At 62.9% G+C, this 25,527-nt stretch carries 26 protein-coding genes and 3 pseudogenes; 12 read left to right on the forward strand and 17 right to left on the reverse strand.

Annotation, left to right across the window (positions count from 1 at the left end):
• Positions 1-3: 3 nt before the first annotated feature.
• From araD to LJ655_RS03050, 7 genes and pseudogenes are all read right to left on the reverse strand, one after another.
• Positions 4-1,740, reverse strand: a complete 1,737-nt coding sequence (araD, locus tag LJ655_RS03020; RefSeq protein ID WP_230559763.1) for an L-arabinonate dehydratase — start codon at positions 1,738-1,740, stop codon at positions 4-6.
• A gap of 31 nt (positions 1,741-1,771) precedes the next feature.
• Positions 1,772-2,707 (reverse strand): ABC transporter permease, encoded by a 936-nt coding sequence (locus LJ655_RS03025; protein WP_230559764.1) that lies wholly within the window; start codon positions 2,705-2,707, stop codon positions 1,772-1,774.
• The gene (locus LJ655_RS03030; protein ID WP_230559765.1) at positions 2,707-3,594 is read right to left on the reverse strand and encodes an ABC transporter permease; all 888 of its coding nucleotides are present in this window, start codon (positions 3,592-3,594) and stop codon (positions 2,707-2,709) included. Before LJ655_RS03030 ends, LJ655_RS03025 begins: the two co-directional genes overlap by 1 nt.
• Positions 3,591-4,670: an ABC transporter ATP-binding protein gene (locus tag LJ655_RS03035; protein WP_230559766.1), complete on the reverse strand. Its 1,080-nt coding sequence runs from the start codon at positions 4,668-4,670 to the stop codon at positions 3,591-3,593. Before LJ655_RS03035 ends, LJ655_RS03030 begins: the two co-directional genes overlap by 4 nt.
• A 72-nt stretch (positions 4,671-4,742) precedes the next feature.
• Positions 4,743-5,912 carry an extracellular solute-binding protein gene (locus tag LJ655_RS03040; RefSeq protein WP_230559767.1) on the reverse strand — a complete coding sequence of 390 codons (1,170 nt, stop codon included), beginning with the start codon at positions 5,910-5,912 and terminating at the stop codon, positions 4,743-4,745.
• Between the two features lie 247 nt (positions 5,913-6,159).
• Positions 6,160-7,104 carry an SMP-30/gluconolactonase/LRE family protein gene (locus tag LJ655_RS03045; RefSeq protein ID WP_230559768.1) on the reverse strand — a complete coding sequence of 315 codons (945 nt, stop codon included), beginning with the start codon at positions 7,102-7,104 and terminating at the stop codon, positions 6,160-6,162.
• A pseudogene (locus LJ655_RS03050) lies at positions 7,101-7,553 on the reverse strand (dihydrodipicolinate synthase family protein); the annotation flags it as partial. The pseudogene LJ655_RS03050 and the gene LJ655_RS03045, both read right to left, overlap by 4 nt.
• Before the next feature lie 547 nt (positions 7,554-8,100).
• Between LJ655_RS03050 and LJ655_RS03055 the strand changes: the two are divergent.
• Positions 8,101-8,805 carry a helix-turn-helix transcriptional regulator gene (locus LJ655_RS03055; protein ID WP_230559769.1) on the forward strand — a complete coding sequence of 235 codons (705 nt, stop codon included), beginning with the start codon at positions 8,101-8,103 and terminating at the stop codon, positions 8,803-8,805.
• Here LJ655_RS03055 and LJ655_RS03060 read toward each other — a convergent pair.
• Entirely contained in the window at positions 8,789-9,106 is a 318-nt protein-coding gene (locus tag LJ655_RS03060) for a helix-turn-helix domain-containing protein (protein ID WP_230559770.1), read from the reverse strand. The two genes, LJ655_RS03055 and LJ655_RS03060, sit on opposite strands and share 17 nt — an antisense overlap.
• Before the next feature lie 156 nt (positions 9,107-9,262).
• On the opposite strand from LJ655_RS03060, the gene LJ655_RS03065 reads away from it, so the two are divergent.
• The gene (locus LJ655_RS03065; RefSeq protein WP_230559771.1) at positions 9,263-9,856 is read left to right on the forward strand and encodes an acyl-homoserine-lactone synthase; all 594 of its coding nucleotides are present in this window, start codon (positions 9,263-9,265) and stop codon (positions 9,854-9,856) included.
• Positions 9,857-9,913: 57 nt separating this feature from the next.
• On the opposite strand, the gene LJ655_RS03070 is transcribed toward LJ655_RS03065, so the two are convergent.
• Positions 9,914-10,603, reverse strand: coding sequence for a FadR/GntR family transcriptional regulator (locus LJ655_RS03070; RefSeq protein WP_230559772.1), 690 nt, complete (start codon positions 10,601-10,603; stop codon positions 9,914-9,916).
• Positions 10,604-10,884: 281 nt separating this feature from the next.
• Here LJ655_RS03070 and LJ655_RS03075 point away from each other — a divergent pair, with 281 nt between their 5' ends.
• From LJ655_RS03075 to LJ655_RS03085, 3 genes are all read left to right on the forward strand, one after another.
• Positions 10,885-11,352 carry a universal stress protein gene (locus LJ655_RS03075; protein ID WP_230559773.1) on the forward strand — a complete coding sequence of 156 codons (468 nt, stop codon included), beginning with the start codon at positions 10,885-10,887 and terminating at the stop codon, positions 11,350-11,352.
• Between the two features lie 374 nt (positions 11,353-11,726).
• A complete protein-coding gene (locus LJ655_RS03080) occupies positions 11,727-12,383 on the forward strand; it encodes a helix-turn-helix domain-containing protein (protein WP_329959672.1) in 657 nt (218 codons plus the stop codon).
• A 114-nt stretch (positions 12,384-12,497) separates the two neighbouring features.
• The gene (locus tag LJ655_RS03085) at positions 12,498-13,790 is read left to right on the forward strand and encodes an SUMF1/EgtB/PvdO family nonheme iron enzyme (protein WP_230559775.1); all 1,293 of its coding nucleotides are present in this window, start codon (positions 12,498-12,500) and stop codon (positions 13,788-13,790) included.
• Between the two features lie 289 nt (positions 13,791-14,079).
• Here LJ655_RS03085 and LJ655_RS03090 read toward each other — a convergent pair whose 3' ends face one another.
• The 7 genes and pseudogenes from LJ655_RS03090 to LJ655_RS03120 all read right to left on the reverse strand — a co-directional run bounded on the left by LJ655_RS03090 (position 14,080) and on the right by LJ655_RS03120 (position 19,924).
• Positions 14,080-14,826, reverse strand: a complete 747-nt coding sequence (locus tag LJ655_RS03090) for an SDR family NAD(P)-dependent oxidoreductase (RefSeq protein WP_230559776.1) — start codon at positions 14,824-14,826, stop codon at positions 14,080-14,082.
• Positions 14,827-14,948: 122 nt separating this feature from the next.
• Positions 14,949-15,938 (reverse strand): zinc-dependent alcohol dehydrogenase family protein, encoded by a 990-nt coding sequence (locus tag LJ655_RS03095; protein WP_230559777.1) that lies wholly within the window; start codon positions 15,936-15,938, stop codon positions 14,949-14,951.
• A 27-nt stretch (positions 15,939-15,965) separates the two neighbouring features.
• Positions 15,966-17,074 (reverse strand): annotated as a pseudogene (locus LJ655_RS03100) (LLM class flavin-dependent oxidoreductase).
• 56 nt (positions 17,075-17,130) lie between these two features.
• Entirely contained in the window at positions 17,131-17,967 is an 837-nt protein-coding gene (locus tag LJ655_RS03105) for an alpha/beta fold hydrolase (RefSeq protein WP_230559778.1), read from the reverse strand.
• 153 nt (positions 17,968-18,120) lie between these two features.
• A complete protein-coding gene (locus LJ655_RS03110) occupies positions 18,121-18,441 on the reverse strand; it encodes a hypothetical protein (RefSeq protein WP_230559779.1) in 321 nt (106 codons plus the stop codon).
• Complete coding sequence (locus LJ655_RS30305; RefSeq protein ID WP_425605763.1) at positions 18,438-18,785, reverse strand: winged helix-turn-helix domain-containing protein; 348 nt, start codon at positions 18,783-18,785, stop codon at positions 18,438-18,440. Before LJ655_RS30305 ends, LJ655_RS03110 begins: the two co-directional genes overlap by 4 nt.
• A gap of 257 nt (positions 18,786-19,042) precedes the next feature.
• Entirely contained in the window at positions 19,043-19,924 is an 882-nt protein-coding gene (locus LJ655_RS03120) for a LysR family transcriptional regulator (RefSeq protein WP_230559781.1), read from the reverse strand.
• Between the two features lie 150 nt (positions 19,925-20,074).
• On the opposite strand from LJ655_RS03120, the gene LJ655_RS03125 reads away from it, so the two are divergent.
• The 7 genes from LJ655_RS03125 to LJ655_RS03155 all read left to right on the forward strand — a co-directional run bounded on the left by LJ655_RS03125 (position 20,075) and on the right by LJ655_RS03155 (position 25,346).
• Positions 20,075-20,821 carry an SDR family NAD(P)-dependent oxidoreductase gene (locus tag LJ655_RS03125; protein ID WP_230559782.1) on the forward strand — a complete coding sequence of 249 codons (747 nt, stop codon included), beginning with the start codon at positions 20,075-20,077 and terminating at the stop codon, positions 20,819-20,821.
• Positions 20,822-20,879: 58 nt separating this feature from the next.
• Positions 20,880-22,082, forward strand: coding sequence for an MFS transporter (locus LJ655_RS03130; protein WP_230559783.1), 1,203 nt, complete (start codon positions 20,880-20,882; stop codon positions 22,080-22,082).
• 65 nt (positions 22,083-22,147) lie between these two features.
• On the forward strand, positions 22,148-22,558 hold the full coding sequence (locus LJ655_RS03135; protein WP_230559784.1) for a DUF427 domain-containing protein: 411 nt from the start codon (positions 22,148-22,150) through the stop codon (positions 22,556-22,558).
• 42 nt (positions 22,559-22,600) lie between these two features.
• Positions 22,601-23,347, forward strand: a complete 747-nt coding sequence (locus LJ655_RS03140; protein WP_230559785.1) for an SDR family NAD(P)-dependent oxidoreductase — start codon at positions 22,601-22,603, stop codon at positions 23,345-23,347.
• A gap of 51 nt (positions 23,348-23,398) precedes the next feature.
• On the forward strand, positions 23,399-23,800 hold the full coding sequence (locus LJ655_RS03145; protein ID WP_230559786.1) for a nuclear transport factor 2 family protein: 402 nt from the start codon (positions 23,399-23,401) through the stop codon (positions 23,798-23,800).
• A 215-nt stretch (positions 23,801-24,015) separates the two neighbouring features.
• On the forward strand, positions 24,016-24,765 hold the full coding sequence (locus LJ655_RS03150; protein WP_230559787.1) for an SDR family NAD(P)-dependent oxidoreductase: 750 nt from the start codon (positions 24,016-24,018) through the stop codon (positions 24,763-24,765).
• 17 nt (positions 24,766-24,782) lie between these two features.
• Positions 24,783-25,346 carry an MFS transporter gene (locus LJ655_RS03155; protein WP_268991295.1) on the forward strand — a complete coding sequence of 188 codons (564 nt, stop codon included), beginning with the start codon at positions 24,783-24,785 and terminating at the stop codon, positions 25,344-25,346.
• Here the strand turns inward: LJ655_RS03155 and LJ655_RS03160 are convergent.
• A pseudogene (locus tag LJ655_RS03160) lies at positions 25,314-25,496 on the reverse strand (helix-turn-helix domain-containing protein); the annotation flags it as partial. The gene LJ655_RS03155 and the pseudogene LJ655_RS03160 sit on opposite strands and share 33 nt — an antisense overlap.
• Positions 25,497-25,527 lie beyond the last annotated feature (31 nt).

The raw sequence follows: 25,527 nt of genomic DNA on the forward strand, positions 1-25,527 counted from the left end.
GTCTCAGTGAATCTCCGGCTCGGCCGAACTGTCGCGCCTCGCGCCGCCGCGCTGCAGGAAGTCGAAGTCGCAGCCTTGATCCGCCTGCACCACGTGGGCCTGATGCAGCGCGCCGTAGCCGCGCTCGAACCGCGCCGCCGGTCTGACCCACGCAGCCTTGCGGCGAGCGAGCTCTTCATCCGATACCAGCAGATTCAGCCTGCGGCGCGGCACGTCGAGTTCGATCAGATCGCCGCTTCGCACCAGGGCCAGCGGCCCGCCGACGAACGACTCGGGCGCCACGTGCAGCACGCACGCGCCATAGCTCGTGCCGCTCATCCGCGCATCGGAAATGCGCACCATGTCGCGCACACCTTTTTGCAGCAGCTTGCGCGGAATCGGCAACTGCCCCCACTCGGGCATCCCCGCGCCAACGGGCCCCGCATGCTGCAGCACGAGCACGCAGCTTTCGTCGATGTCGAGCCTGTCGTCATCGATGTGCGCGGCCATCTCGTTGTAGTCGCCGAACACGACCGCGCGTCCCGTGTGCACGAGCAGATGCGGCTCCGCCGCGCCGGGCTTGATCACGGCGCCGCCGGGTGCGAGATTGCCGCGCAGCACCGCGAGGCTGCTGTCGCGCAGTAGCGGATTGCCACGGCGGCGGATCACGTCGTCGTTGAAAATGCGCGCGCCTGCGAGGTTCTCTCCGAGCGTGCGGCCGTTCACGGTTTTCTGCGAGCCGTCGATCAATTCACCCAATTCCGCCAGCAACGCGCGCAAACCGCCGGCGTAGAAAAAGTCCTCCATCAGATACGCGCCGGTCGGCCGGATGTTCGCGAGCACCGGCGTACGGCGCGCGATTTCGTCGAAGCGATCGAGCGTCAATTCGATGCCCGCGCGCCGCGCAAGCGCGATCATATGCACGACCGAATTGGTCGAGCCGGACAGCGCGACGCACGTCGTCACCGCGTTATCGACCGACGCCGCCGTAATCAGGTCAGACGGCTTCAGATCCTCCCACACCATCTCGACTATACGCATGCCGGTTTTCGCGGCCATCTGCGCATGACGCGAATCGGGCGCGGGAATCGACGCGAAGCCGGGCAACGTGAAACCTAGCGCTTCCACGGCGCTCGTCATCGTCGAAGCGGTGCCCATCGTCATGCAGTGCCCGGGCGAACGCGCAATGCCGGCCTCGACGCCCTGCCAGTCCTCGGGCGTCAGCGCGCCCGCGCGCAGCTCGGCCCAGTACCGCCATGAATCGGACCCGGAGCCGAGCGTCACGCCGTTCCAGTTGCCGCGCAGCATCGGGCCCGCGGGCAGGAAGATGGCCGGCAAATCCATCGAGATCGCGCCCATCATCAGCGCGGGTGTGGTCTTGTCGCAACCGCCCATCAACACGACACCGTCGGCCGGATACGAGCGCAGCATCTCCTCGGCTTCCATCGCGAGGAAATTGCGGTACAGCATCGTGGTGGGCTTCTGGAATGGCTCGGCCAGCGTCTGCACCGGCAGTTCGATCGGGAAACCGCCGGCCTGCCAGATGCCGCGCTTCACTTCCTCGACGCGCTGGCTGAAATGCGTGTGGCAAGGATTGATCTCGCTCCACGTGTTCAGAATCGCGATGACCGGCTTACCCGCATATTCGTCGCGGTTGTAGCCCATCTGCGCGGTACGTGAGCGATGACCGAACGAACGCAGATCGTTCGCGCCGTACCAGCGATGACTGCGCAACTCCTCGGGGGTCTTTCTCTTCGTCAACGTCTACTCCACGATTGCCGCCGACCATGCGTCAGCGCCTCTGCTCTTTCACGCGAGAGACGATCTGCGTCGGGCTCACGAATTGTAGGGCGATCAGCACCCAGATCAACGTGATCGCCATATAGATCATCGCCATCGCATCGATCGATTGCGGCGCGCGCACGCCGGTCGAAAACACAGCGTAGTACAGCGCGACCACCAGCGTTTGCGTCGCCGGACCGGCCGTAAAAAACGTCAGCTCGAACATGCCGATCGTGCGCACCAGCACGAGCAGCCCTGCCGCCAGCATGCCCGGCACGAGCAGCGGCAGCAGCACGAAACGGAAATAGCGGAACGTGTTCGCGCCGAAAACGCGCGCGGCCGCCTCGAGGTTCGGATCGATCTGCTCGATGAAAGGCGTCATTACGAGAATCACGAACGGCAGCGCCGGAACGAGGTTCGCAAGAATCACGCCCCAGAGCGTGCCGGCAAGTCCGACCTTGTACATCGCGGTCGCCATCGGAATGCCGTAGGTGACGGGCGGCACCATCAGCGGCAGCAGGAAGATCAGCATGGCAAGGCGCTTGCCGCGGAATTGCACGCGAGCGAGCGCATAGGCGGCCGGCACACCGAGCAGCACCGACAGCAGCACGACCGCGCCGACCACCTGCACGGTCACCCACAGCACGCTCGCGAGCTGGAAGTCCCGCCACGCCTGCGCATACCAGTGCAGCGTGAAGCCTTGCGGCAACGCGGTGCCGAACCAGCGCGTCGCGATCGAATTGACGGCGACGGTCGCGATCAGCAGCACGACGTTGATCAGGAAGAACGCCATCACCGCCCACACCAGCGCCTGCCAGACGAGGGCCGGCAGGTTCGCGCGCTGACGCGCGTGTTGCGCGGGCTCGCGGGCACCATCGCCCGGCTGTTGCGATGCGGACGCGGGCCCGGACCAGTCGGGCTGCGCCGCGCGACGATCGGCCGTCATCAGCCTTTGCCTCCGGTTGCGGGACCACGATAGAACCAGCGACGCGCGCCGAGCAGCGCGGCAACCACCAGCAGTTGCACGAAGCCCATCACCATCGCGATCGCCGACGCGAGCGAATAGTCGTAACTCTCGAACGCGGCTTCGGCCGCGGCAATCGACATCACGCGCGTCGGACCCGCGGGCGCGCCGAGCAGCACCGCCGACGGAAACACCGAGAACGCCTGCACGAACGACAGACACGCGGCCATCGTCAACCCCGGCACGAGCAGCGGCAGATAGATGCGGCGAAACTGCTGCCACGGATTCGCGCCGAGCGTCGCGGCCGCGCTCGCGAGCGTCGGGTCGATGCCGGTCACGTAAGACAGCGTCAGCAGAAATGCGAACGGGAACCCCGACACGATCAGCGACAGCAGCACGCCCGTGAAGTTATGCGTGAGCCGCACTTCTTGTGTATACAGATGCAGCGCCTGCAACGCCTGCGGCAGCCAGCCATGCGGACCGAAGTACGTGAGCATGCCGTCGGCGATCAGCACGGTGCCGAGCGTCACCGGGATCACCAGCAGAGTCGTGACGATTTTCTGATAACGCGAGTAGCGGCGCAGCGCGAACGCGACCGGCACCGACACGCCGACATTGATGAGCGTGGCCGGCACCGCGAGCTTCAGCGTGACGAGGATCGTCGGCCACATCGACGTGTCGGTGAAGAACGTCAGATAGTTGGCCCACACGCTGCCGCCGTTCATCGGCTGAAACGACAGCGCAAGACCATACGCGAACGGATAGATGAACAGCGCGGCGATGAAGAGCAGCGCGGGCGCGACGAGCCACGCCTTGGGGTCGCGCGGCGTGCGTGACGCAAGCGGCGGCGACAGGGTTGGCGTGCTCATGCGGCCTCGGCTGCGTAGACGAGCACGCAAGACGGCCGCACGCGCAGCGTGATGCGATCGCCCTCAGCGCATTCGCCGGTCACGCGCGCCCACACGTCGCCGAACGCCGTCTTCGCGCGCAGCAGCGAATCGTGGCCGCCGTATTCGACCGCCTCGATCAGCGCATCGAACGCGTTGTCGGCGCCGGGCTCGGCGCGCTCCATGTCTTCGGGACGCAGCGCGACGCTCACGCGCTTGCCGTCGAAGCCCGCCATCGGCGTGCCGACGAGCCGCACGCCGTTCGCACTGACCACGACGCCATCGCCGTGCATGCCCTCCAGCGTGAATTCGGCGACATTGCGATAGCCCATGAAGCGCGCGACATGCAGGTTGCGCGGCCGCGTATAGACTTCCTTCGGCGTTGCGACCTGCTGCACGACGCCCTCCTTCATCACGACGATGCGATCCGCCATCGACAGCGCTTCGTCCTGATCGTGCGTCACGTACAGCGTCGCGCGTTCGAGCTGCGTATGGATGCGGCGAATCTCCGCGCGCATTTCGATGCGCAGCTTCGTATCGAGATTCGACAGCGGCTCGTCCATCAGGATCAGCGGCGGCTCGATCACGATCGCCCGCGCGATCGCCACGCGCTGCTGCTGGCCGCCGGACAACTGACCGGGCAATTTCTGCTCATGACCGGTCAGTTGCACGAGTTGCAAGGCCTCGCGCGCGCGCCGCGCGATCTCGCTCCTGCCGACGCCGCGCATCTTCAGTCCAAAACCGACGTTCTCGAGCACGCTCATATGCGGAAACAGCGCGTAGTTCTGAAACACCATGCCGAAGCCGCGCTTTTCGGGCGGCAGCACGTCGATGCGCCGCTCGTCGAGCCAGATGCCGCCGCCAGTGAGCGGCTGCAATCCGGCGATGCAGTTCAGCGCCGTCGATTTGCCACACCCCGACGGCCCCAGCAGCGCAATGAACTCGCCGCGCCGGATCGTCAGATCGAGCCCCTGCAGCGCGGCGATCGCGTGGCCTTGCGCGTTCATGAAACTGCGGCTCACCGAATCGAGCCGCAACTGCTCAAAGTGATGCTTCATAGCGGTTCCCTGATCCGCGTGAGTGACCACCGCGCTGCGTTTCGACCCATTTCCCGTCGCATCGGCGAAGGCCTAACGGGTCTTCTGCGCGCCGACGTCGCTATCCCACTTCTTGAAGGCCGCCACCATCGCCGCCGCATTCAGCGGCAACGTGTGCGGATGATCGGTCAACATCTTCGCGTACTCCGGGCGGCCATACTTTTGCAATACTTCCTGGCTATGCGCGGGCGCCTGCTCGACGGTGACCCCCTTGATCGCCGGGCCCGGATAGAAATAGCCGTCGTCGTAAGTCAGCGCCTGCTGCGCGGGCTCGATCATGAAGTTCATCATCTTGTACAGCACGTCGAGCTTTTCCTTCGGCACGCCCTTCGGAATCACCATGTAGTGCGCGTCGTTGACCCATGTCATGTTGTCGAACGGCTGCACGCGGAATTCGGCCGGCACGATGCCGAGTGCGCGCGGATTGATATCCCAGCCGGTCACGGTCACGGTCATGTCGCGCGTGCCCTCGCCCAGTTCCTTCATCACCGCCGAGGTGCCGCCCGGATAGTAGGGAATGCAGTCGTTCAACTGCTTGAGGAACGCCCACGTCTTGTCCCAGCCGTGCACCGGGTCCTGCGGGTCCTTGTCGCCGAGCACGTAGGGCAAGCCCATCAGGAACGTGCGGCCAGGACCCGAATTCGCCGGCCGCGCGTAGATGAGCTTGTCGGGGTGAGCCTTGCACCATTGCAGCAGTTGCTCGGGCGTCTTCGGCGGATCGCTGACCTTGGCGGGGTTGTATTCGATCAACGGACCGGCCGGCATGTACGCAACTTCGAGGCCGTAGCCTTGCGCGAGGTCCTGCATCTTGCGCGGGCCCGGTGCGTACCTGTCGAGTACGCCGGGGAACTGCGCCGCGTTGTCGGGCAGCAGCTTGATCCACAGGTTCTGTTCGATGCCGGCCGCGAGCGCGTCGGTGCCCGTCAGCACGAGGTCGATGTCGGAGCGGCCCGCGGCCTGCATCGCCTTGATCTTGCCGGGCAATTGCGGTGCGGGCGCGTTCGTGTACGTGATGTTCGCGACGAGATTCGGATACTTCGCCTTGAACGCCTCGAAGCCCTTCTGCGTGAGTTGAAGATCGCCGGCCACGTCGACGATATTGATCGTGACCGGATCGGCCGCACGCGCGGCAGGAGTGAAGGCGGCGCCCGTGGCGATACAGAGAGATACCAGCTTGAGCGACAACCTGTGCGATACAGTCATTGCGTCTCCTCGCTTCTTGGTATGGAAGCCCGCCGGTCGGTGGGTGGCGGGCGTTGTCTTTCTCTCAATGGAACATAACGAAGCGCAACAGCCGATGTCAAGCAAATAGTCATGGCGGCGCAAGCCGCGCGCAAACGGCCACTATGACGTGCAATGCTTGCCAGTCAAGGTCCGGCGACGCGTGTTAAGGGCAAACCGAGCAGCCGCTGCGGCTGCAGTACGTGTTGTCTGGTAAGCGGACAACTGCTCAGCCGCCGCGCACACCCTGCGTGTTCACGAACAGCGCGTACAACCCGTGGCTCGCCGCCATGAACAGACGGTTTCGATGGCGTCCGCCGAAACACACGTTCGCGCAACGCTCCGGCAACGCGATATGGCCGAGCGGTTCGCCTTGCGCGGTGAACACGCGCACGCCGTCGAGCTCGTCGGTGCCCATGCCCCAACCGCACCACAGGTTGCCGTGTACGTCGACACGAAAACCGTCGGGCGTGCCCGGGCCTGCGTCGATCAGCACGCGATTGTTCGAGAGCCTCGTGCCTTTCCCATTGGCGTCGACGTCGAACACGCGGATCTTGCGCGGTTCGCCGCGCGATTGGACGACGTAAAGCAGCGATTCGTCCGGCGAAAACGCGAGACCGTTCGGAGCCAGCACATCGTCGATGACCATCGACACCTCGCCCGACTGACCGTCGATCCGATACACGCTCGCCTTCAACTCGGACTGCTGCAGTTCGCCCTCGTAGAAACCCTCGATGCCGAAGGTCGGGTCGGTGAACCAGATCGAGCCGTCCGACTTGACGACCACGTCGTTCGGCGAATTGAAGCGCTTGCCCTGATAACGATCGGCGAGCACGGTGATCGAGCCGTCGTATTCGGTGCGCGTCACGCGCCGCGTCAAGTGCTCGCAACTGACGAGACGCCCTTCGCGATCACGCGTATGGCCGTTCGCGTTGTTCGACGATTGACGGAAAGTGCTGACCGCGCCCGTCGTTTCGTCCCAGCGCAGGATGCGGTCGTTCGGAATGTCGCTCCACAGCAAATAACGGCCGTCGCCGAACCACACCGGCCCCTCGGACCAGCGCGTGCCCTGATACAAACATTCGACCGACGCAGACGCGAGAATCAGCGACTTGAAACGCGGGTCAAACACGCGGATGGAGGGATCGGGATAGCGTCGGCTGTTGTCGGTCATAGGGTTGCCTTCGGGTCGGAGCGGTTTGGGTGGGTTGAGGCGAACTCGCGCTCGAGGGCGAGCAGCGTGTGCGCGGTCTGCGTGATCTTCGCATGATGCTCGCGCGGCGTCGAACTGAGCAGCGGCAGCAGCGGCCCCATGTCGGCGAGGCCCGTGAGCGTGATCGCGTCGTGCAGCACGTGGATCAGCGAGAGGTCGTTGCGCAACGTTTCGAGCGGCAGGAATGCATCGTACCGACGTTCGGCGATGGCGTGGTCGGCGTGATCGGGGCCCGCGGCGCTGCGGCCGCTCTGCACGGCGCGCAGTAGCGCCATCGCCATGCGCGGCGCAATGCAGCCGGAGCCGGTCGTCCAGGCGGCGAGCCCGAACTCGCGCAGATGCACGAGCGCCGGCCGCTTGCCCATGCCCGACACGGTCCTCGCGGCCGGCACGTTTTGCAGCAGCGCGCGGGTTCGACGGTAGCATCGGCCTCGCAATGTTGTCAAACAACCCGCGCCCGAGATCGCCTGAGCATTTTGCCCGCGCCGGACCGTCCGGATCGAATTCACAAAATTCGCTTTTGTACGACAATGGAGCTACCGGCAAGCCGGGTAGCATCGCCGCAGGCTCTTTTTTGCAGGCCCGCAGCGGCGAGCAATATCCGGTTTCCCAGATAATCGGATAAATGCGGTTGATTTTAGAGCCCAGCGGATTTAATGCGGCCAAAGACTCGCATTAAAAACCTGTCACCGGGAACCGATTGGTCGCGTTGATCACTTGCAAATCTGGGGCGGGGCAAAGGTTTATTTCAATCAGCATGATGAATGACGACGTCGCCCCGGCTACCGCGGGGTGCCATCGTTTGCCTCGCAGAAGATCTGCGCAATGCTTTTCATTTTTTAGTGATAGATTATGCGGGCCAAAAGAGGGGACGAAGTTTGGCCGCCATTAACCGCGAATGAGATGTTTTGCGAGCCTGAGAGAGTCAATAAATTGTCGCTACACTTTATCGAGCAGATGGCACCGCTACTGGACGCCGCCAACGAGGCGGAATGGTTCGGCGCAATTACGGGCCTCGCCGAAACGTGGGGCTTTGACAGGATTCTGGTCGCGATGCTGCCGCGGCCAACCATCCGTCTGGAGGACGCCTACCTGCGTAGCACTTACGCACCGGCATGGCGCCGGACGTATGACGAACAAGGCATGGTTCATTTCGACCCGACGGTCACGCACAGCCTGTCACGCTCCGCGCCGCTCATCTGGACACCGGAGATTTTCGCCTCCCCGGCGCAGCAATCGCTCTATGAGGAAGCGCGATCGTACGGTCTGGGCGCCGGCGTGACACTACCGATTCATGGGCCGAACCAGGAAGCCGGCATGATGTGTTTCGTCAACGACGACAAGCCATCAGACGACTTTCGGCGCCATGTGAACGCCGCATTGCCGAATCTCGTGCTGTTGCGCGACCTGGTGATTGACACCAGCAAGCAGCATCTGAATTCGCATGCGCAGGCCTTGCTGCCCAAGCTCACGCCGCGCGAGCGTGAATGTCTGAAATGGACTGCACGCGGAAAATCCACTTGGGAGATATCCCACATCCTGAGTTGCTCGGAAGCCGTGGTGAACTTCCACATGAAAAACATCAGGATGAAATTCGGCGTGAATTCGCGGCGTGCGGCAGCCGTGATTGCCGCGCAGCTCGGGCTTATTGACCCGGGTTGAGCAGCGCGGCGGCGTCGGGGCTGTACATCACGCGTTCGGCGCGGCCCAGATCGGCGTCCGACACGGTTTTCATGAAATACAGACCCAGCAGGATCGACACGGGCGCCGGAATCTCCGCGCCGGATTCGAAGCGGCTGCCGCGCGATTGCGTGACGCCAAAGCGAGCCCAGAAACGGCGTTGGCTCTCTTTTTTCTTCTTGCGGTAGGCAATGATCAGAACGCGATCCACTGTCGAAGACACCTCCGGGGGACGCGCCTGGAGATGGGTTTGCGGTTGCCAGTGATTGTCGAGCAGTTCCATTTTAGAGCCTTGTAGGTTGTGGTCGGATACGTGTCTGAATTCTGCGATACCCGATAAGCATGCACACCTATCCAGGTAGGTAGGTGGCGCAAAGATTCAGAATGCATAAGTTTTCCTGCGTATTTGGCACTCGCCCAACACGTACAGGAGAAGGTCATGCAAACCACGATCCGAATCGGAATGCGTCAGGAATTCGACAACGAGCTGATCAACGAGATGTACCGACTGCGAGCCCGGGTCTTTCACGGCCGCCTCGGTTGGGAAATTCCCACCATCGCGGGAATGGAGATAGACGGCTACGACGCGCTCGGGCCTTACTACATGCTGATTCAGGGCGAAGACCAACAGCTGCGCGGCTGTTGGCGCCTGATGCCGACCGAGGGTCCCAACATGCTGAAGGACACGTTCCCGCAGCTGCTGCATGGCGCGGCGGCGCCGGTCGGACGGCACATCTGGGAGCTGAGCCGTTGGGCGATCGAAACCGGAGGTGAAGTACAGTCTTTTGGTTTCACGGATATGACGATCCGTGCGATCCAGGAAGTGATGCGCTTCGCGCAGCGCATGGGAATCACGCAATACGTCACGGTGACCACCACGCCGATCGAACGCATGCTGCGCCGCGCCGGGCTCGATATCAGCCGGCTTGGTGCACCGCTGCAGATCGGCGTCGAGCGGGCCGTTGCGCTCAACGTGGCGGTGAACGAGAAAACGCTGACCTCGCTGTTCGGGCCGGTTGCTGCCGCGGCCTGAGCCGCGCCCGAAGCCGACCTCACGAAAGTCGCGACGCCCTCACCCGCGCGCGCAGACTCAGGAACCGAACATCCGTTCGAGCGCGTTCTCGAGATGCGCGCGCATCGCCGCGCCCGCGCCCGCCGCGTCCTTGCGGCGGATCGCGTCGAGCACCGCCATGTGCTCGGCCTGCACGAGCCGCTGTCGCTCGACCGTTTTGACGAGCGACAGATTGCGCGACAGGTTCATGCTGAACAGGATCTGTTCCTCGATGAACGACATCACCGTGATGAAAAACGGGTTCTTCGACGCGCGCGCGACTGCCTGATGGAACAGGAAGTCGTCCTTCGCGCCGATCCCTTGCGCCTCGATGACGCGCTCGAGTTCGTCCCACGCATGCTGGATCGCGGCGAGGTCGTCGGCGTCGGCCTTCAACGCCGCGTGCGCGGCAGCGCCCGCCTCGGTCACGATGCGAAATTCATAGCAGCGGCGGATATCGGAGAGCGTCTCGAGCGGTGCGAAGCGGCGCACGTCCGGGTCGGGCCGCCGCGCGACGGTCGTGCCCGAGCCGTGCCGCGTCGAGATGATGCCGTCGGCCCGCAACCGCGCAAGCGCCTCGCGCACGGTCGGCCTGGATGTGGAGAAACGCTCAGCCAGCGCGTGCTCGGTTGGCAATCGGTCGCCTTCCTTGTACTCGCCTTCGAGAATGCGGTTGAGAATGTCGCCGTAGATCTGGTCGGGCAAGCCCTTGGTTTTTCGATCGTTCATCAGCGGACGGGGCAACTTGTCTAAATATGGCCCGATTGTAAGGCCAACCCTATTCCGGCTTCACGAAACTTACGCGGCCTGTGTACACGGGAGGCCGCGCGCGCGCGCCGCGGCGCCCCAACGATGTCCGTTCGACGCTCCAGATATTTGGCAAATGTTTGATTTACATCCAGGTCGGGTGCATCTTTTACGTCAATCAACTAAGCTTCATTGGTATAAAAGACCGACAAACTCTGCCTCGACAAGCATCGCGGCAGACGCATCCTTGACGCGGAGCCGATATGTACACACGCATCCTTGTAGCGGTCGACGGCAGCAATACCTCGCGCCGTGCGTTCGAAGCGGCGCTCGATCTCGCCAAATCGAATGGCGCGGTGTTGCGGCCGTTTTATGTCGTCGAAAACACGCCGATGTACTTCGAGGCGCCCGGCTACGACCCGTCGATCCTGCGCGACCGTCTGATCGAGGAAGGCCAGGAGCTGCATGCCGAGTTTTCGAAGGCGATGGCCGAGCAAGGCGTGAAGGGCGACCCGGCGGTCTCCGAGGCTTCATCGCTCGGCGATGTCGCCGAGATCGTGCTGCAGGCCGCGGCCGAGTTCAACGCCGATCTGCTCGTGATGGGCACGCACGGCCGGCGTGGCTTCCAGCGGCTGATTCTCGGCAGCGTCGCCGAACGCTGCGTGCGCCAGGCCAAGCTGCCCGTTCTGCTGATACCGTCCGCCGCGGGCGCCGACAAGGAAGCCGCCTGACTCTCTCATCGCTCGCAAGGCGGCGCTCCACGCTTGCCTGCCGGAACCGAGCCGCGATACCTGTCGATGCGTGCCGTCGGCATAACCCGCTTCGGTTCGCCTTCCCGCTTTTGCAGGCGCACACGCAATGGCTGCGGACATCCGAGCAGCGCACGCGTCGCTGTGTCGCCGGCTGCACGGCATAGCGGGTGGGACAATTTCACTACCCATAAAATCACGCCCACGACATGCTGAATCCCACTGCTGTGACCCGTTCCTCGAACCGCTCCGCTGGCAACGCCGAGCGCGCCGCCGGATTTCCTGCACGCGGCAACCGCGGGGCCGTCACGGTGCGCGAAGCCGCGCGCACCGCCGCGCGCTGTTCGAGCTGCTCGATGCGCCAGATCTGCATGCCGCAAGGGCTGTCGGCGCAAGAACTGCCGAAGCTCGAAACGCTGATCTGCTCGGCGCGCTCCGTGCCGCGCGGCGAAGCGCTGTATCGCAGCGGCGACCGCTTCGACAGCATCTACGCGCTGCGTTCCGGTTCGATGAAGACCGTGATGGTCCATCGCGACGGCCGTGAACAGGTCACCGGCCTGCGGCTCGCCGGCGAGCCGCTCGGGCTCGACGGCATCAGCGCGGACGTGCATGCGTGCAGCGCCGTGGCACTCGAAGACAGCACGGTCTGCATCGTTCCCTATGGTGCGCTGAAGCTGCTGTGCCGCGAGATCGGTTCGATTCAGGAGCGCATGCACAAGCTGCTGGGCGCGCAAATCGTCACCGAGGCCGCGCAGATGATGGTGCTCGGCTCGCTGTCCGCCGACGAACGCGTCGCCGCCTTCCTGCTCGACGTGTCGCAGCGCAATGCGCAGCGCGGCTACTCGTGGTCCGAATTCAATCTGCGCATGACGCGCGAGGATATGGGCAGCTACCTTGGCATGACCCTCGAAACGGTCAGCCGTACGCTGTCAAGATTTCAAAAGCGCGGCCTGATCGACACACAGGGCAAGCACGTTCGGATCGTCGATCTCGAAGGGTTGCGGCAGGTCTGAGCGGCCGCGCAACGTCGAACGGACGCGCTTTTCGCCTTGGCACGCCGCCTGCAAGCGGGTAGAGTTTTCAGACCGTCCCCTCACGGCAACCGTGTTGCATGGAGACCCGGCGAAATGAATCGCGCCCCTGCCCCACATCACCCGCTCGTGCAGCGCCTGATCGACGCGCGTCAAGTGACCGACGCCCTGTTTGCAATAGTCAAACCCGACTATCTGTACGAACGGCCGATCCGCGAGCGTCACCGCATTGTGTTCTACATCGGCCATCTCGAAGCCTTCGATCGCAATCTGCTCGACCAGCGTCTGTTCGATCTGCCGGCGTTCGCGCCGGAACTCGATCAATTGTTCGCATTCGGTATCGATCCCGTAGACGGCGGCTTTCCTACCGATCAACCCGGAGATTGGCCATCGCTTGACAGCGTGCGCGAGTATGCGACGCGCGCTCGCCGGCAGATCGACGCCGCGCTTGACGAGGCTGGCAATCCGGCACGCGACGAGGCGGCCACGCAGTTGTTGAACGTCGCGATCGAGCATCGCTTGATGCATGCGGAAACGCTCGCGTACATGCTGCATCAATTGCCGCTCGCGCAGAAGAACACCGCGCTGCGCGAGCCGGTGGTGACGCGCACGGAGCGGCGCCATGCGTTGTCGTCGATGGTCAGCGTGCCTGCCGGCACGGCCGTGCTCGGGATGTCGCGCGAGGCTGGCCGTTTCGGCTGGGACAACGAGTTCGGCGAAATGAGCGTGGACGTACCCGCGTTCGAGATAGACCGGTACATGGTCACCAACGGTGCGTTCCTCGAGTTCCTCGAGGACGGCGGTTATCGCGAGCCGAAATGGTGGTCGCCGAAGGACTGGGCGTGGAAGGAAGCGGAGCACATCCGGCATCCCGCGGGCTGGTCGCAACGCACGGTGCACGACGGCCGCGCCACGTGGACGCTGCGCACGATGTTCGACGACGTGCCCTTGCCGCTCGACTGGCCTGTCTATGTGAGCCACGCCGAAGCGAGCGCCTACGCTCGCTGGGCCGGCAAAGCCTTGCCGACGGAGGCGCAATGGCAACGTGCGGCGCACGGGGTGCCGCAAGCGGTGTCGGGCAACTTCGATTTCCGGAACTGGGACCCGCGGCCCGTCGATGAGCATCCGGACAACGTCAGCGTGTTCGGCGCGCAAGGGCAGTTCGGCAATGGCTGGGAGTGGACTTCGACACTATTCGATGCGCTGCCGGGCTTCGAAGCGTTTCCGTTCTATCCCGGCTATTCGGCCAACTTTTTCGATGGCCAGCACTACGTGTTGAAGGGCGGCTCGGCGCGAACCGCGCGGTGCATGCTGCGGCCGGAATTTCGCAACTGGTTTCAGCCGCATTATCAGTATGTGTATGCGGGGTTTCGGTGTGTGCGAGGTTGACTAATAAAGCGGAAGCTGCAATTTGTTTTCAACTTCCGCTTGATTAATCACTCCATTCGCCACAGCGATCTGCTGGCCGCCTTTCCACGGCGCTTCGCTGGACGCCTTACGAACCAGCCGAGTTTTCTGTCTAGCGAAGACAATCGCTGCTGCGCAACCGATTCCAGAAAGCGCACCCGTCACAAGTACTACGAGCGAATCATTGATTTTCCGGCTCCTTTGGCAACAAAGATTCTGAGTGATGCGAGCCACGAAACGGTACAAATTGCGCCACGTGGCTCGTATTGCGTTACGCGCTATAGCCGCCGTCAACGGGAATGATCGCGCCAGTAATGAAGCTCGCCGCGGGGCTGGCGACGAAGGCGACCACAGAGGCGATCTCTTCAGGCCGACCGAAGCGTCCGAGTGCAGTGGCGGCTGCCTGCGCCTCGGCAAAGGGGCTGTTATCAGGATTCATCTCGGTATTCGTCGAACCGGTGCCGATAACGTTCACGGTAATACCCTTCGGGCCCAGATCACGCGCAGCACCTTTGCTGTAACCCTCAATCGCGCGCTTCGTTGCGCTGTAGTCAGCAAGGCCGGGCCAGGTCGATCGCCAGGCGAGGGCCGACGAAATCGAGATAATCCTGCCGCCGCTCTCCATCACCCGCGAGGCTTCTCGAATTGCGGTTACCACGGCTTCGTAATTGATCTTCTGTTGTCGCTCAAAGCCCGATGTATCTGTGGTCTCGTCCACCGTGCCTGTCACGAAAACGGCGGCGTTGTTGACCAGGATGTCGATCCGCCCCAACCGCTCGACAACTTCCGCAATCAATGCTTTAACCGCTGTTGCGTCCGCCTGGTCGGCCTTCAGGGCAATAGCCTTACCACCGGACGCTTCGATCGTTGCAATGACCTCTCTGGCTGCGGTCTCGCTGCTGGAATAACTTAGCGCTACGGTGGCGCCTTCCGCAGCGAGCTGGATGGCGGTTGCGGCGCCGATACCGCGAGAGCCGCCGGTCACAAGAGCAATCTTTCCTTGAAGAGTACTTGCCATGATTCCGTCCATTAAGTAGAGGGTGAGTCGCGGGCACATAGATCGCCCGGATGCTTTCGAACGCTAGAAGTGCGAGTTGAAACTTTGTTGCGCGGGAGTTCGTTACAGACGACTGCCGGAAATTACAGAGTGACTACGATCCTGCCGATATGCTGGTTCTTCTCCAGCTCGCGATGCGCTTCGACGATCTGTTCGAACCGGAAGTACTTCGAGATGGTTGCCTTCAGCTTGCCCGCTTCGAGATTGTCATAAACGAATCGGGCAACTTTGGCCTGACGGGATGGGGTGGTCGTAATCGAAAACAGGTTATAGCCCCGGATCACGACCTCCTTTGCGAGCGTCCGGAGCATCGGAAGCGGTGTCACTTCGTCGCTCAACGCGCCATAGATCATCACGGTGCCGCCCGGCGCCAGGGCGTCGATAAGCTTCGGGAAAGTGGGCCCACCGATCGGATCGAACGCGACAGTTGCACCCGCGCCGTGGGTTATCCGCTCGACCTCGACTACCAGACCCTCTTCGTCGGTGACGATCACATGGTCTGCGCCCGCCATTCTGATTTGCGAGACCTTTTCCCTGGTGCGCGTAGTTGCGATCACCTTCGCGCCCGCAAGCTTCGCCACCTGGATCGCACCGATGCCCACGCTGCTCGAACCGGCAGTGATAATCACGGTATCTTTATCCGTGACGATGCCGCTTTCGATGAACGCTCCCCACGGCGTGATGAAGGGATTCCAGATCGAAACCGCTTCTTCGAACGAGATTGACGTTGGCTTCTTGACCGCCGCACTTGCCGGAGCCAGCACATGATCGCCGTACAGACCGTAATCGTTCATCGAGAAGGCCGGCATGGTGGTAACCTCATCGCCCACCGCGAGGTGCGTGACGTTTTCTCCCACGGCCTCTACGACGCCCGCGGACTCATAGCCCAGCCGACCGGGGAGATTGACCGGTTCAACATAGACGCCCGTGCGCCACATCGATTCCGCGCGGTTCAATCCGATCGCCTTGACGCCGATGCGGATCTCATCCGGTCCCGGCTCCGGCAATGCGACTTCCTTGATCTTCAGAACATCGGGGGCGCCATATTCGGCAAAGGTGACGATGCGTGCCATGATGAAATCCTTTATCGAAGAATGAAATCAGACGACCGCGCTGGGCTCGGCCGGAAAGAAACGGTTGGAAGGCCGCGAAAGGCGAGATGCTCCCTCAATGTGCGCCCTTCATATTCGCGTCTGAACAGACCGCGCCGCTGGAGCTCCGGGACGAGCTTGTCGACCATCTCGTCGAGGCCACCCGGAATCCAGGGAAACATGACGTTGAAACCGTCGGAGGCCTCAGTCTCCAGCCACTCCTGCATCTCATCGGCGATCGATGTTGCGGTGCCGACGAAGGCGAAACCCGAATAGCTGCCAGCGGCTCGCGCGAGCTCCCGGATCGTCAGACCTTTCTTCCGGGCGAGATTGACCATGCGCTCGCGCTGGGAGCGACCCGCCTCAGTTTCCGGAATCTCCGGCAACGGTCCATCGGGATCATGGCCGGAAACGTCGAATCCAAGCATCGAGTTCAGCGAGCCGATGCCACTGTCGTAGTGGACGAGACTGTCGAGCGTCGCCCGGCGCTCGAGCGCCTCATCCATGCTCTCTGCTACGACGACAAAAGCGCCAGGCAGGTAACGCAGCGTGTCGGGTGTGCGGCCGATCGCGGCCATGCGCGAACGGACATCAGCATTGAAGCTTCGTGCAGCCTCTATCGTCGGCGGAGCGCCAAAGATGACCTCGGCGGTTTCCGCCGCGAGCTGGCGGCCTGCCGGTGACGCCCCGGCCTGAACAATCACGGGCCAGCCCTGCGGAGGCCGAGCGATATTGAGCGGGCCGCGTACTTTCAGTGAGGGGTCCAGCGACGCAAACCGCCTGGCAATGTGGTAAGGCGCATCGAAGGTGGTCGAGGCTGTTGCGATGAGCCCGATCCGTTCAGTCACCGTCGACAGCGCCGAGAGCAGCGTGAAGGGCTCAAATGACGTCACCGTGTGGCTCCTCATGAGCGCCGCGATCGGCATATTCAATAACGCCAGGTGGTCGGCCATGAAGAAGGCATCGAACTTCGCCTCTTCCAGCCGCCGGATCGAGCGACGCATTTGTTCGAGGCTGAAATTCGCATGCGGGTCGGCGCCCGGATAGCGCCACGCGCCCGTGTGGATGGCCGCTGGCCGCATGAATGCACCGAGGTGGAGTTGGCGATGACGAGCCATCTGTCGTTCTGTCCTGTCAGGTGCCGCTGGCCCGATTGATGGGTCAGCGGCTGATTTCAGGCGTCGAGGAAGGTCGTCGCGTTGGCGACGAACGTCTCCGGATACTGATAGATCGACCCGTGATTGGAGTCCGGATAGACGATCAACTGCGCGTTCGGCAGATGCTGCTGGAGCGTGAACGAATGCCTCGTCGGAATAATGACGTCATTGCTGCCCTGAACGACCAGCACGGGCTGCCGGATCGATTTCAGATACTCCAGCGCGCTATCGTTCGGCACATGCCACTTGCCGATCGCCTCGTCTTGGGCGGCAATGGTTTGCGCGCTCACTTGCGGATCGCGATCCTGACGACGCAGCTTGCGTTCGAGGAAAGCAAGGCCGGCCTTCTGGCTGGCTTCGGAAGGTCCGAAATGGACGGAAAGCCACAAATGCTCGGGCGGATCATAGGTGGCCGAGAAGAGCTCTGCCGAGCGGCTTTCCGACATGTCCTGCGAACGATGCCCGGTGCCGACGAGGATGATCTTGCGGACAAGGTCGCCGCCCTGCAGCGCGATCTCCTGCGCAACAAAACCGCCAATCGAGATGCCAAGCACGTCGACCTGGGTCAGACCCAGCGCGCGAATGAAGGCAATCGCATTGGCGCCCATTTCCTGGAAACTCGTCGGGGTCTCGCCCGAAGAGCTGGAGACGCCAGCGTTATTGAAAAGGATCACTTCCCGGTCCTTTGCAAAGCCATCGGTTACTGCCGGGTCCCAGTGGTCCAAGGTGCCGGTGTAGTGCTGATTGAAGACAAGCGGCACGCCGCCCTGCTTGCCGAAGCGGCGGTAGGCGAAGCGGATGCCGTTGGCCTCGACGAATTGGGTCGGCGCTGTATCGTGATTGATGCTGTTCATGGTTCAATCCTCTGTGGGCTGGGGTGAAATGCTCTAACTCGTGCATGCATAGTAGCGTTCCAGCTCGCAGCGGAAAAAGACTTTCGAGGCTCCCCCGCATGCCTGGGAAGCATGGCCCGACGTCGGGAATAGTGGGAAAGCATGACTACCCGCTCACGCTAACGCTTCGTCGCCCCGGGTCGCGACCAGCACCTCCGCCTTCGCTCTCCATAGCTCAGGCAGACCGCCGGCAAGATGATCGCATCGACGTGATGACGTCGCCGCGAGTTCACTAAAACGTTGAGCGAGCGGGATGGCTCGCGCATATTCACCGTTCAGGTAGTGGCACATCCAGCGTCCCCACATGCCCGAGAGTTGATAGTCCGGGTTTCCGACACGAGCCGCAATGTCGACGACCGATTCGAAGTCATCGCTGGTGCTGGTTGCGACAGTATGGCAAAGCAGACACATCCCTCGTGCCGCATGGTGCTTCATATGCCGCTCGAATTCGCGGCTTGCGGAAACAGTTCTGCGATGAACTGATATCCACGCCCCGTCACCGTACGTATTGCCGCGCGGTCGTCTCCGAGAGCGCGGCGAAGTGCGGACACCTGAGCTTCGACGGCATTGCTTTCGACGACCCGGTCGTGCCACACGCTCGCGATGATCTCCGGCTTACTCAGAACGGAACCGCGCGATTCCGCGAGAAGAAGAAGCAGGTCGAACGCCCGATCTCCTATGTCGACTCTGATTCCACGATGCAGTACCTCCCGGCGGCGCGCCGCGACGACCGTTGCTCCGAAAGCGAAGTCACCGTGATGCAGCATGCACACGTCCATTCGGACCTCCTCGTGACGAAGCGAAAACAGCGGGGGGCCTCTCTGCTTTTCAGTACCAGGAAAGAGGGTGCGCGGTTCGAGCGTGCATCGGATCGTACCGCCGGGCGGCGACGAAACGATGGGTCATACTGGACTCAGCTTATTGGTTTGACATGAACCGGCGAGAATCAGCCTCTTTCAGTACGTTTCAGCGTGCGCCGAACTGCGTCCCGTGCAGGTCGGAGTTTTCTAACGTACTACCAACGGCGGCGTCCAACTTATTGCTTGATCTGGTCGAGGCGCGACAGAAACGTCGACAGGATCGCCGAGCGGTTGTTCCGGTTATAGCCGACCACAAGCTCGATTCTCGGCGGTTCGCCCTTGAGTGGTCGGCTTGTCACCGACCAGGGCAGCAGTTTCTCGGCATAGGCGGGCAGCAGTGCGACGCCTCTCGTCGAGGCGATCAGCGACATTGCCATCGTCAGGTTGTGGACGCGATGCGCGGGTTCGATGACGAGATCGTTTGTCGCCAGATAGTTTTCGATCGCACCGCGCATGGGACCGGCTACGTCCGAACCGCTGATGAAAAGTTCACTCGCCAGTTCGTGCACGTCGATCTCATCGAAGGCCGCAAGGCGATGGTCGCTCGGCATCAGTACGACGAAAGGCTCGCGTGCGATTGTCACGTATTCGAGGTCGGGTCGGTTGGCTTCCGCACGCATGAAGGCGACGTCCAGCCGTCCCGTCGACAATCCCTCTGCGAGATCAGGGGAGTGCTCGCTCGATACCGTCATCTCGATGTTATGCAGATCGCTCGCGAGCACACGAGTCGCTTCGCCGAGCCAGGTCACTTCCTGCCCGCTCAGGAAGCCCACGGCAAACGTCGGCTTCGACGGGCGCGCCGCCCGCCGCGCCGCCTCGCACGCCGCATCGACCTGCGCAAGGGCCAGCCGTGCATGGTCCAGAAATGCCTTGCCGGCATCGGTCAGCTCGATGCCGCGCGCGCTGCGTACGAACAGTTGCGCACCCACTTCGTACTCGAGGTCCCTGATCTGCCGGCTCAGAGACGGCTGGGACGTGTATAGCCGACGTTCCGCCGCGACGGTCAGGCTGCCCTCTTCGGCCACAGCGACGAAATAACGAAGATGACGCAGTTCCATACACGCGTTCCTTTCAGTCATGCCTGACAGGTATGGGGGTCAGCTTACAAAGTCTTTTTCTCGCGGACAAGTGCCGACTATCGTTCGATCACATCAGCCAGACGAAATCCCCCCTCGCCTCAACGTCAGTTATCTGCTGGAAGCACGATCATGAACCCCCTGACAGGAAAGACCGCGCTCGTCACCGGCGCTTCCCGTGGCATCGGGCGCGCTACAGCGCTTGCGCTCGGGCAGGCTGGCGCTCAGATCATCGTTCACTATGGCCGCAGTGCATCTGAGGCCAAGGCCGTCGCCGCCGAAATCACTGCGGCGGGCAGCCGTGCCCGATGCCTTCAGGCCGATCTGGCCGAATCCGATGGGCCGCACCGGCTCGCGCGCCATGTCCGGGCAATTGTCGGCGAACGGCTCGACATCCTCGTTGCCAACGCAGCCATCGCGAAGGGAGCCACGCTGGAGGAAACAGGCGTGGAGGATTTCGATGAACTGTTCGCAGTCAACGTGCGCGCTCCGTATTTTCTTGTGCAGCAATTGCTGCCGATCATGTGCAAGGGCAGCAGCGTCACGCTGCTTTCCTCGCTCGCGGCGCACGCAGCCATCGGTGAGCTGTCGGCCTACTCCGCGACGAAAGGTGCCGTCGATACGCTCGTACGCCATTTGGCGGCTGACCTCGGACCACGCGGTATCCGCGTGAACGCGGTCGCGCCCGGCGTGGTTCAAACCGACATGTCGAGTTTCACCCGCACAGACGAAGGCCGCGACGTGACGCTCGGCCTGCAGGCCATCAAACGGCTCGCAGAACCCGAGGACGTCGCCGCTGCGATCACCTTTCTCGCCTCCGATCAGGCCAGATGGACGACCGGCGCGACGCTGCATGTTGACGGCGGCTCGAAGCTCTAGGCGCGTCAAGCGCAACGCTGTCATTTCAGCAACCAACACGATTCACGCACCGGAACACATGATGACTCAAACCACCTCAATCCAGCCCCGGCGCACGCGAGACTGGCTCGCTGTTCTTTCGGTCGCACTCAGCGCGACCGTGTTCTGCACGACTGAATTCCTCCCCGTCGGGCTACTGCGCTATATCAGCCAGGGACTGGGCATCAGCGAAGGGACCGCCGGTATCATGGTCACGGCGCCCGGGCTGCTGGCCGCCATCGCCGCACCGTTTCTTACGATAGCGGTTGGACGTTTCGACCGTCGTCGCGTACTGCTGGGCTTGGGTCTGCTGCTCGTGATCTCGAATCTCACGGCCATGCTGGCGCCGAACTTCGCGGTTCTCGTCGTGGCTCGCGCGCTGTTCGGATCCGGAATCGGCGGATTCTGGGCGATCAGCGTGGGGCTCGGCGCCCGACTCGTGCAGCAGGAGCATGTCGGCCGGGCGACATCGTTGATCTTCGCGGGCGTCTCGCTCGGAATGCTGATCGGCGGCCCGGCCGGGGCACTGATCGGGGACCTGGCTGGTTGGCGTGCAGCATTTGGCGCAGCGCTCGCGCTCTCTGTTGCGGCGCTGCTGGCCCAGTGGGTTTCGTTGCCGTCGCTGCACGTAGCGCATCGGGTCCATACACGCGATCTGCTCGGCATCTTCGCTACTCGACCGGCGCGCATCGGGCTGATCGCGATGACGCTTGCGCTATGCGGACAGTTTGCGACCTATACGTATATCACCCCGTTCCTCGCGACGGTGTCCGGCTTTGGCGGCAGGGTCATCTCGTCGCTGCTGCTCGGTTACACGTTCATCGGTCTGGCCGGTAATTTCATCGGTGGCTCCGCCGCGCAACGCAACGTCAAGACGACATTGATTGCAAGCATCCTGTTTATCGCGGTGCCGCTCGCCACGCTGCCCGTACTCGGCACCAGCCGGTCGTGGGTGCTGGCCGCGCTGGCCGCATGGGGGACCGCGTATGGCGCGCTGCCGGTCGCACTGCAGATGTGGATGGCGCAGGCAACCCGCGAAGTCCGCGAAGGCGGCATGGCGCTGTTCGTCGCCAACTTCCAGATCTCGATTGCACTGGGTTCGTTCGTCGGAGGCCGGATCGTCGACGGCTTCGGTCTCTTCAACGCAATGTACTTCGGCATGGGACTCGCCATGGTCTCGATCCTGACGCTCTCGCTGACCGGCGGGCGTCCTCGCAGGATCGACGAGCCCGCCACCACCTGAACGTAATCCGGCGGGCTGCCTTTCGCGCGGCCCGCTGCCCTCCGCTTTTCCACAAGGAGTTGATCATGTCCACCACGCATCCGCACGACAAACCCGTCAAGATTCCGGGCCTCGACCATCCGATCACGATCGAGCGTCATCCGTCGAGGATCGTCGTCAAGGCCGGCGGCAAGGTGATTGCCGATACCCGCGAGGCGCTGACGCTGCGCGAGGCACGTTACCCGGCTGTGATCTACGTCCCGCGCAAAGACGTCGACATGACGCTGCTCGAGCGGACCGGCCACGCCACCTACTGCCCATACAAGGGCGACTGTGCTTACTTCTCTATCCCGTCCGCTGGCGAACGAGGCATCAATGCTGTCTGGACCTATCAGCAGCCTTACGGGGCCGTTGCACCGATCCGCGAGCATCTGGCTTTCTACCCCGACCGGATCGACGCGATCGAGGAACTGCCTGCCGACGCAATTTCCGGTTGATCCGGTTCTCTGCGTAGAACTCCATGAGAGAGGAGAAGCAATATGAACAACGCACCCGTCGTACTGATCACCGGCGCACTGTCCGGTATTGGCCGCGCCACCGCCTTCGCCTTCGCCCGCGATAAGGCCCGTGTCGTGCTTGCCAGCCGCAGGGCTGAAGTCGGCGAGAAGCTCGCCGAAGAACTGCGCGCAACCGGCATCGAAGCCGAATTCATCCAGGCAGACGTTCGCCATGAAGAGGAGGTCGAAGCGCTCGTCCAGGGAACCGTCGCCCGCTTCGGTCAACTCGACATCGCCGTCAACGCGGCGGGTGTCGAAGGTGAGACAGGCCCGGTCACAGAGCAAACGCCCGCACGGTACGCCGCCGTCTTCGACGCCAACGTGCTCGGCACCCTGCTCGCGATGAAGCACGAGTTGCGCGTGATGACGGCCCAGCAGCGCGGCAGCATCGTCAACGTGTCATCGACGATGGGCCTGCGCGGCGCTGCTGGCATGTCTATCTACACGGCGAGCAAGCATGCAGTCGAAGGCCTCACGAAATCTGCGGCACTGGAAGCGGCCGCATCGGGCGTGCGCGTGAATGCCGTCGCGCCCGGTCCCATCGATACGGAGATGCTTACCCGGCTGACCGGCTCCAGCGAGCGCAAGGCCGCCATGCTGTCGAGCGTTCCGCTCGGACGCGCCGGAACGCCCGAGGAAATCGCCGAGGCCATTGTCTTTGTCGGATCGGACAAGGCCAGCTATATGACCGGCGAAATCCTGCGCGTCAACGGCGGCAGGACCGCCTGAACCCGTCGGAGCAGCGTATTCGAAGTGCTCTGATAGCCACTGGAGAACGACATGACCACGACCACCCCCGCACAAAACAAGGCGCTACTGCTCGAGGCCTTCAATACGCTCTTCAACCAGCGCGACTACGCCGCAGCAGAGCGCTTCTGGTCCGACAACTATATCCAGCACAGCGTGCACATTGCTCCCGGACGTGAAGGCCTGTTTGACCTGATCCGCACCTTGCCCGACACGTTGCGTTACGAGAATCAGCTCGTGGTGGCAGAAGGCGATTACGTGATCGCGCATGGCCGGTTTTCCGGTAATGGCAGGCCCCATGCCTGGATTGCCGCCGACATCGTGCGATTCGAGAATGGCAAGCTGGCAGAGCATTGGGACGTGCTCCAGGACGAGGCCAGCGCGGCGCAGTCCGTCAGCGGCCTGCCGATGTTCGGCGAACGTTTTCCGTCCTGATTCGCGTAGAGCGCCGGCAGCCATGCATGTCCCATACGTGCCAGGCATGGCCGCCTGCTTACAAAGGCTGCCCAACTGATCATCTATCCGGACGCCAATCACGGCTCGCTCCATCAATACCCGGAGCGCTTCGTGGAAGACGTTTCCAGATTCCTTTCCTGAGCCGTTAGTCGCCACACCCGAATTTTCGACGTGTAATTCAAGGAGAATTAATTGTGAGTACTGATCTTGATGGCAAGACCGCCCTCGTCACGGGCGCTTCGAGCGGCATCGGCCGTGCAACCGCTTTGGCCCTGGCCGCAGCAGGCGCGCGCGTGCTGGTGCATTTCGGCAGCGACGAACCGGCTGCGAATTCGGTGGTCGAGACGATCCGTGCATCGGGCGGCGCGGCCGACAAAGTCGCTGCAGACCTGAGCACCGCAAACGGCCCCCACGAACTGGCCCGCCAGGTGCGCACGCTGGTCGGCGACCGCCTCGACATTCTTGTTGCGAATGCCGGTATCGCGAAGAACGCGCCCATCGAGGAAACGACGATCGAAGACTTCGACCGCCTGTTCGCCGTCAACGTACGCGCACCGTACTTCCTCGTCCAGCAACTGCTGCCCGTCCTGGGCGTTGGCAGCAGCGTGGTCCTGCTGTCCTCGCTTGCTGCCCGCAGCGCGGTTGGCAACCTGTCCGCCTACGCCGCGACCAAGGGCGCGATCGATACGCTGGTCACGCACTTCGCCGCGGCGCTCGGCGAGCGCGGTATCCGCGTGAACGCCATCGCGCCGGGTGTCGTCGAGACCGATATGTCGAATTTCGCCAGAACCGACGCCGGACGCGAGTTCACACTCAGCTTGCAAGCGCTCAAGCGCGTGGCGCAACCCGACGACATCGCAAGCGCGGCGCTGTTCCTTGCCTCCGACGCAGCGCGCTGGGTGACAGGTGACACGCTGCGTGTCGACGGCGGCTCGAAGCTCTGACACGCTGGGAGACGACCATGCGCCATGCAGTCTGCCGGTCCGTCCCCACGAATCAAGGTGGAGGAACCCGTCGATACACGCGAGTCGCGCTCGACCGCCGGGCCTGCTTCTGGGTTTCGGCCGGCGTGGTCGCGCATGTCCTCTGGACCAGCGCGGCGCCAGCCATGACGTACCGGCTATACGCAAGCGAATGGCATCTCACATCGACGACTACGGCCGCAATTTTCGCCATCTACCCGGTCGTGGTCGTCGGGGTCCTGATCCTGTTCGGCGGACTGTCCGACAAAATCGGCCGGCGCGCGACGATGTTGCTGGGCCTCGGGGCATCGTTCCTCGGTGCGCTGATCCTCGCACTCGCCCCGGATGTGTCATGGCTTTTCGTGGCCCCTGCATTCATGGGCGTGGGCGTCGGTCTGACCGCCGGACCATCGACGGCGGCGATGGTCGAATTCAATGAAGGCAGTTCGCCCCGGCGAGCCTCCGTGGTAGCAACTGCCGCCCAGGCCGCAGGCTTCGCGGCAGCGCTTATCGTAGGCGGCGCACTGACGCAATACGAAGCCATCGCTCGTGCGCTGGAATAGCGTATGCCCAAGCGCTTCCTCGAGCGCACGCAACCTGCGACCCATGGTGGGCTGGGTCTGGCCCACGCGCTTCGCTGCCGCCCCCAGCGTGCCGCAGCGGGCAATCGCCAGAAAGATCCGGACATCGCCCCAATCCAAGGGGGCATTCATTTTTGCATGGCTCATGCGCAGGAACATTGAT

This window comes from Paraburkholderia translucens (assembly GCF_020881035.1).
Classification (GTDB): Bacteria; Pseudomonadota; Gammaproteobacteria; order Burkholderiales; family Burkholderiaceae; genus Paraburkholderia; species Paraburkholderia translucens.

What these genes read in the sequence shown, in the direction of transcription:
- LJ655_RS03135 (WP_230559784.1), top strand. Translation starts at nt 22,148, where the DNA reads ATGTCCACCACGCATCCGCACGACAAACCCGTCAAGATTCCGGGCCTC.
- LJ655_RS03145 (WP_230559786.1), top strand. Translation starts at nt 23,399, where the DNA reads ATGACCACGACCACCCCCGCACAAAACAAGGCGCTACTGCTCGAGGCC.
- LJ655_RS03035 (WP_230559766.1), bottom strand. Translation starts at nt 4,670, where the DNA reads ATGAAGCATCACTTTGAGCAGTTGCGGCTCGATTCGGTGAGCCGCAGT.
- LJ655_RS03030 (WP_230559765.1), bottom strand. Translation starts at nt 3,594, where the DNA reads ATGAGCACGCCAACCCTGTCGCCGCCGCTTGCGTCACGCACGCCGCGC.
- LJ655_RS03120 (WP_230559781.1), bottom strand. Translation starts at nt 19,924, where the DNA reads ATGGAACTGCGTCATCTTCGTTATTTCGTCGCTGTGGCCGAAGAGGGC.
- LJ655_RS03045 (WP_230559768.1), bottom strand. Translation starts at nt 7,104, where the DNA reads ATGACCGACAACAGCCGACGCTATCCCGATCCCTCCATCCGCGTGTTT.
- LJ655_RS03025 (WP_230559764.1), bottom strand. Translation starts at nt 2,707, where the DNA reads ATGACGGCCGATCGTCGCGCGGCGCAGCCCGACTGGTCCGGGCCCGCG.
- LJ655_RS03130 (WP_230559783.1), top strand. Translation starts at nt 20,880, where the DNA reads ATGATGACTCAAACCACCTCAATCCAGCCCCGGCGCACGCGAGACTGG.
- LJ655_RS03040 (WP_230559767.1), bottom strand. Translation starts at nt 5,912, where the DNA reads ATGACTGTATCGCACAGGTTGTCGCTCAAGCTGGTATCTCTCTGTATC.
- LJ655_RS30305 (WP_425605763.1), bottom strand. Translation starts at nt 18,785, where the DNA reads ATGGACGTGTGCATGCTGCATCACGGTGACTTCGCTTTCGGAGCAACG.
- LJ655_RS03140 (WP_230559785.1), top strand. Translation starts at nt 22,601, where the DNA reads ATGAACAACGCACCCGTCGTACTGATCACCGGCGCACTGTCCGGTATT.
- LJ655_RS03070 (WP_230559772.1), bottom strand. Translation starts at nt 10,603, where the DNA reads ATGAACGATCGAAAAACCAAGGGCTTGCCCGACCAGATCTACGGCGAC.
- LJ655_RS03090 (WP_230559776.1), bottom strand. Translation starts at nt 14,826, where the DNA reads ATGGCAAGTACTCTTCAAGGAAAGATTGCTCTTGTGACCGGCGGCTCT.
- LJ655_RS03055 (WP_230559769.1), top strand. Translation starts at nt 8,101, where the DNA reads ATGGCACCGCTACTGGACGCCGCCAACGAGGCGGAATGGTTCGGCGCA.
- LJ655_RS03105 (WP_230559778.1), bottom strand. Translation starts at nt 17,967, where the DNA reads ATGAACAGCATCAATCACGATACAGCGCCGACCCAATTCGTCGAGGCC.
- LJ655_RS03155 (WP_268991295.1), top strand. Translation starts at nt 24,783, where the DNA reads ATGCGCCATGCAGTCTGCCGGTCCGTCCCCACGAATCAAGGTGGAGGA.
- LJ655_RS03085 (WP_230559775.1), top strand. Translation starts at nt 12,498, where the DNA reads ATGAATCGCGCCCCTGCCCCACATCACCCGCTCGTGCAGCGCCTGATC.
- LJ655_RS03095 (WP_230559777.1), bottom strand. Translation starts at nt 15,938, where the DNA reads ATGGCACGCATCGTCACCTTTGCCGAATATGGCGCCCCCGATGTTCTG.
- LJ655_RS03060 (WP_230559770.1), bottom strand. Translation starts at nt 9,106, where the DNA reads ATGGAACTGCTCGACAATCACTGGCAACCGCAAACCCATCTCCAGGCG.
- LJ655_RS03110 (WP_230559779.1), bottom strand. Translation starts at nt 18,441, where the DNA reads ATGAAGCACCATGCGGCACGAGGGATGTGTCTGCTTTGCCATACTGTC.
- LJ655_RS03125 (WP_230559782.1), top strand. Translation starts at nt 20,075, where the DNA reads ATGAACCCCCTGACAGGAAAGACCGCGCTCGTCACCGGCGCTTCCCGT.
- LJ655_RS03080 (WP_329959672.1), top strand. Translation starts at nt 11,727, where the DNA reads ATGCGCCAGATCTGCATGCCGCAAGGGCTGTCGGCGCAAGAACTGCCG.
- LJ655_RS03065 (WP_230559771.1), top strand. Translation starts at nt 9,263, where the DNA reads ATGCAAACCACGATCCGAATCGGAATGCGTCAGGAATTCGACAACGAG.
- LJ655_RS03075 (WP_230559773.1), top strand. Translation starts at nt 10,885, where the DNA reads ATGTACACACGCATCCTTGTAGCGGTCGACGGCAGCAATACCTCGCGC.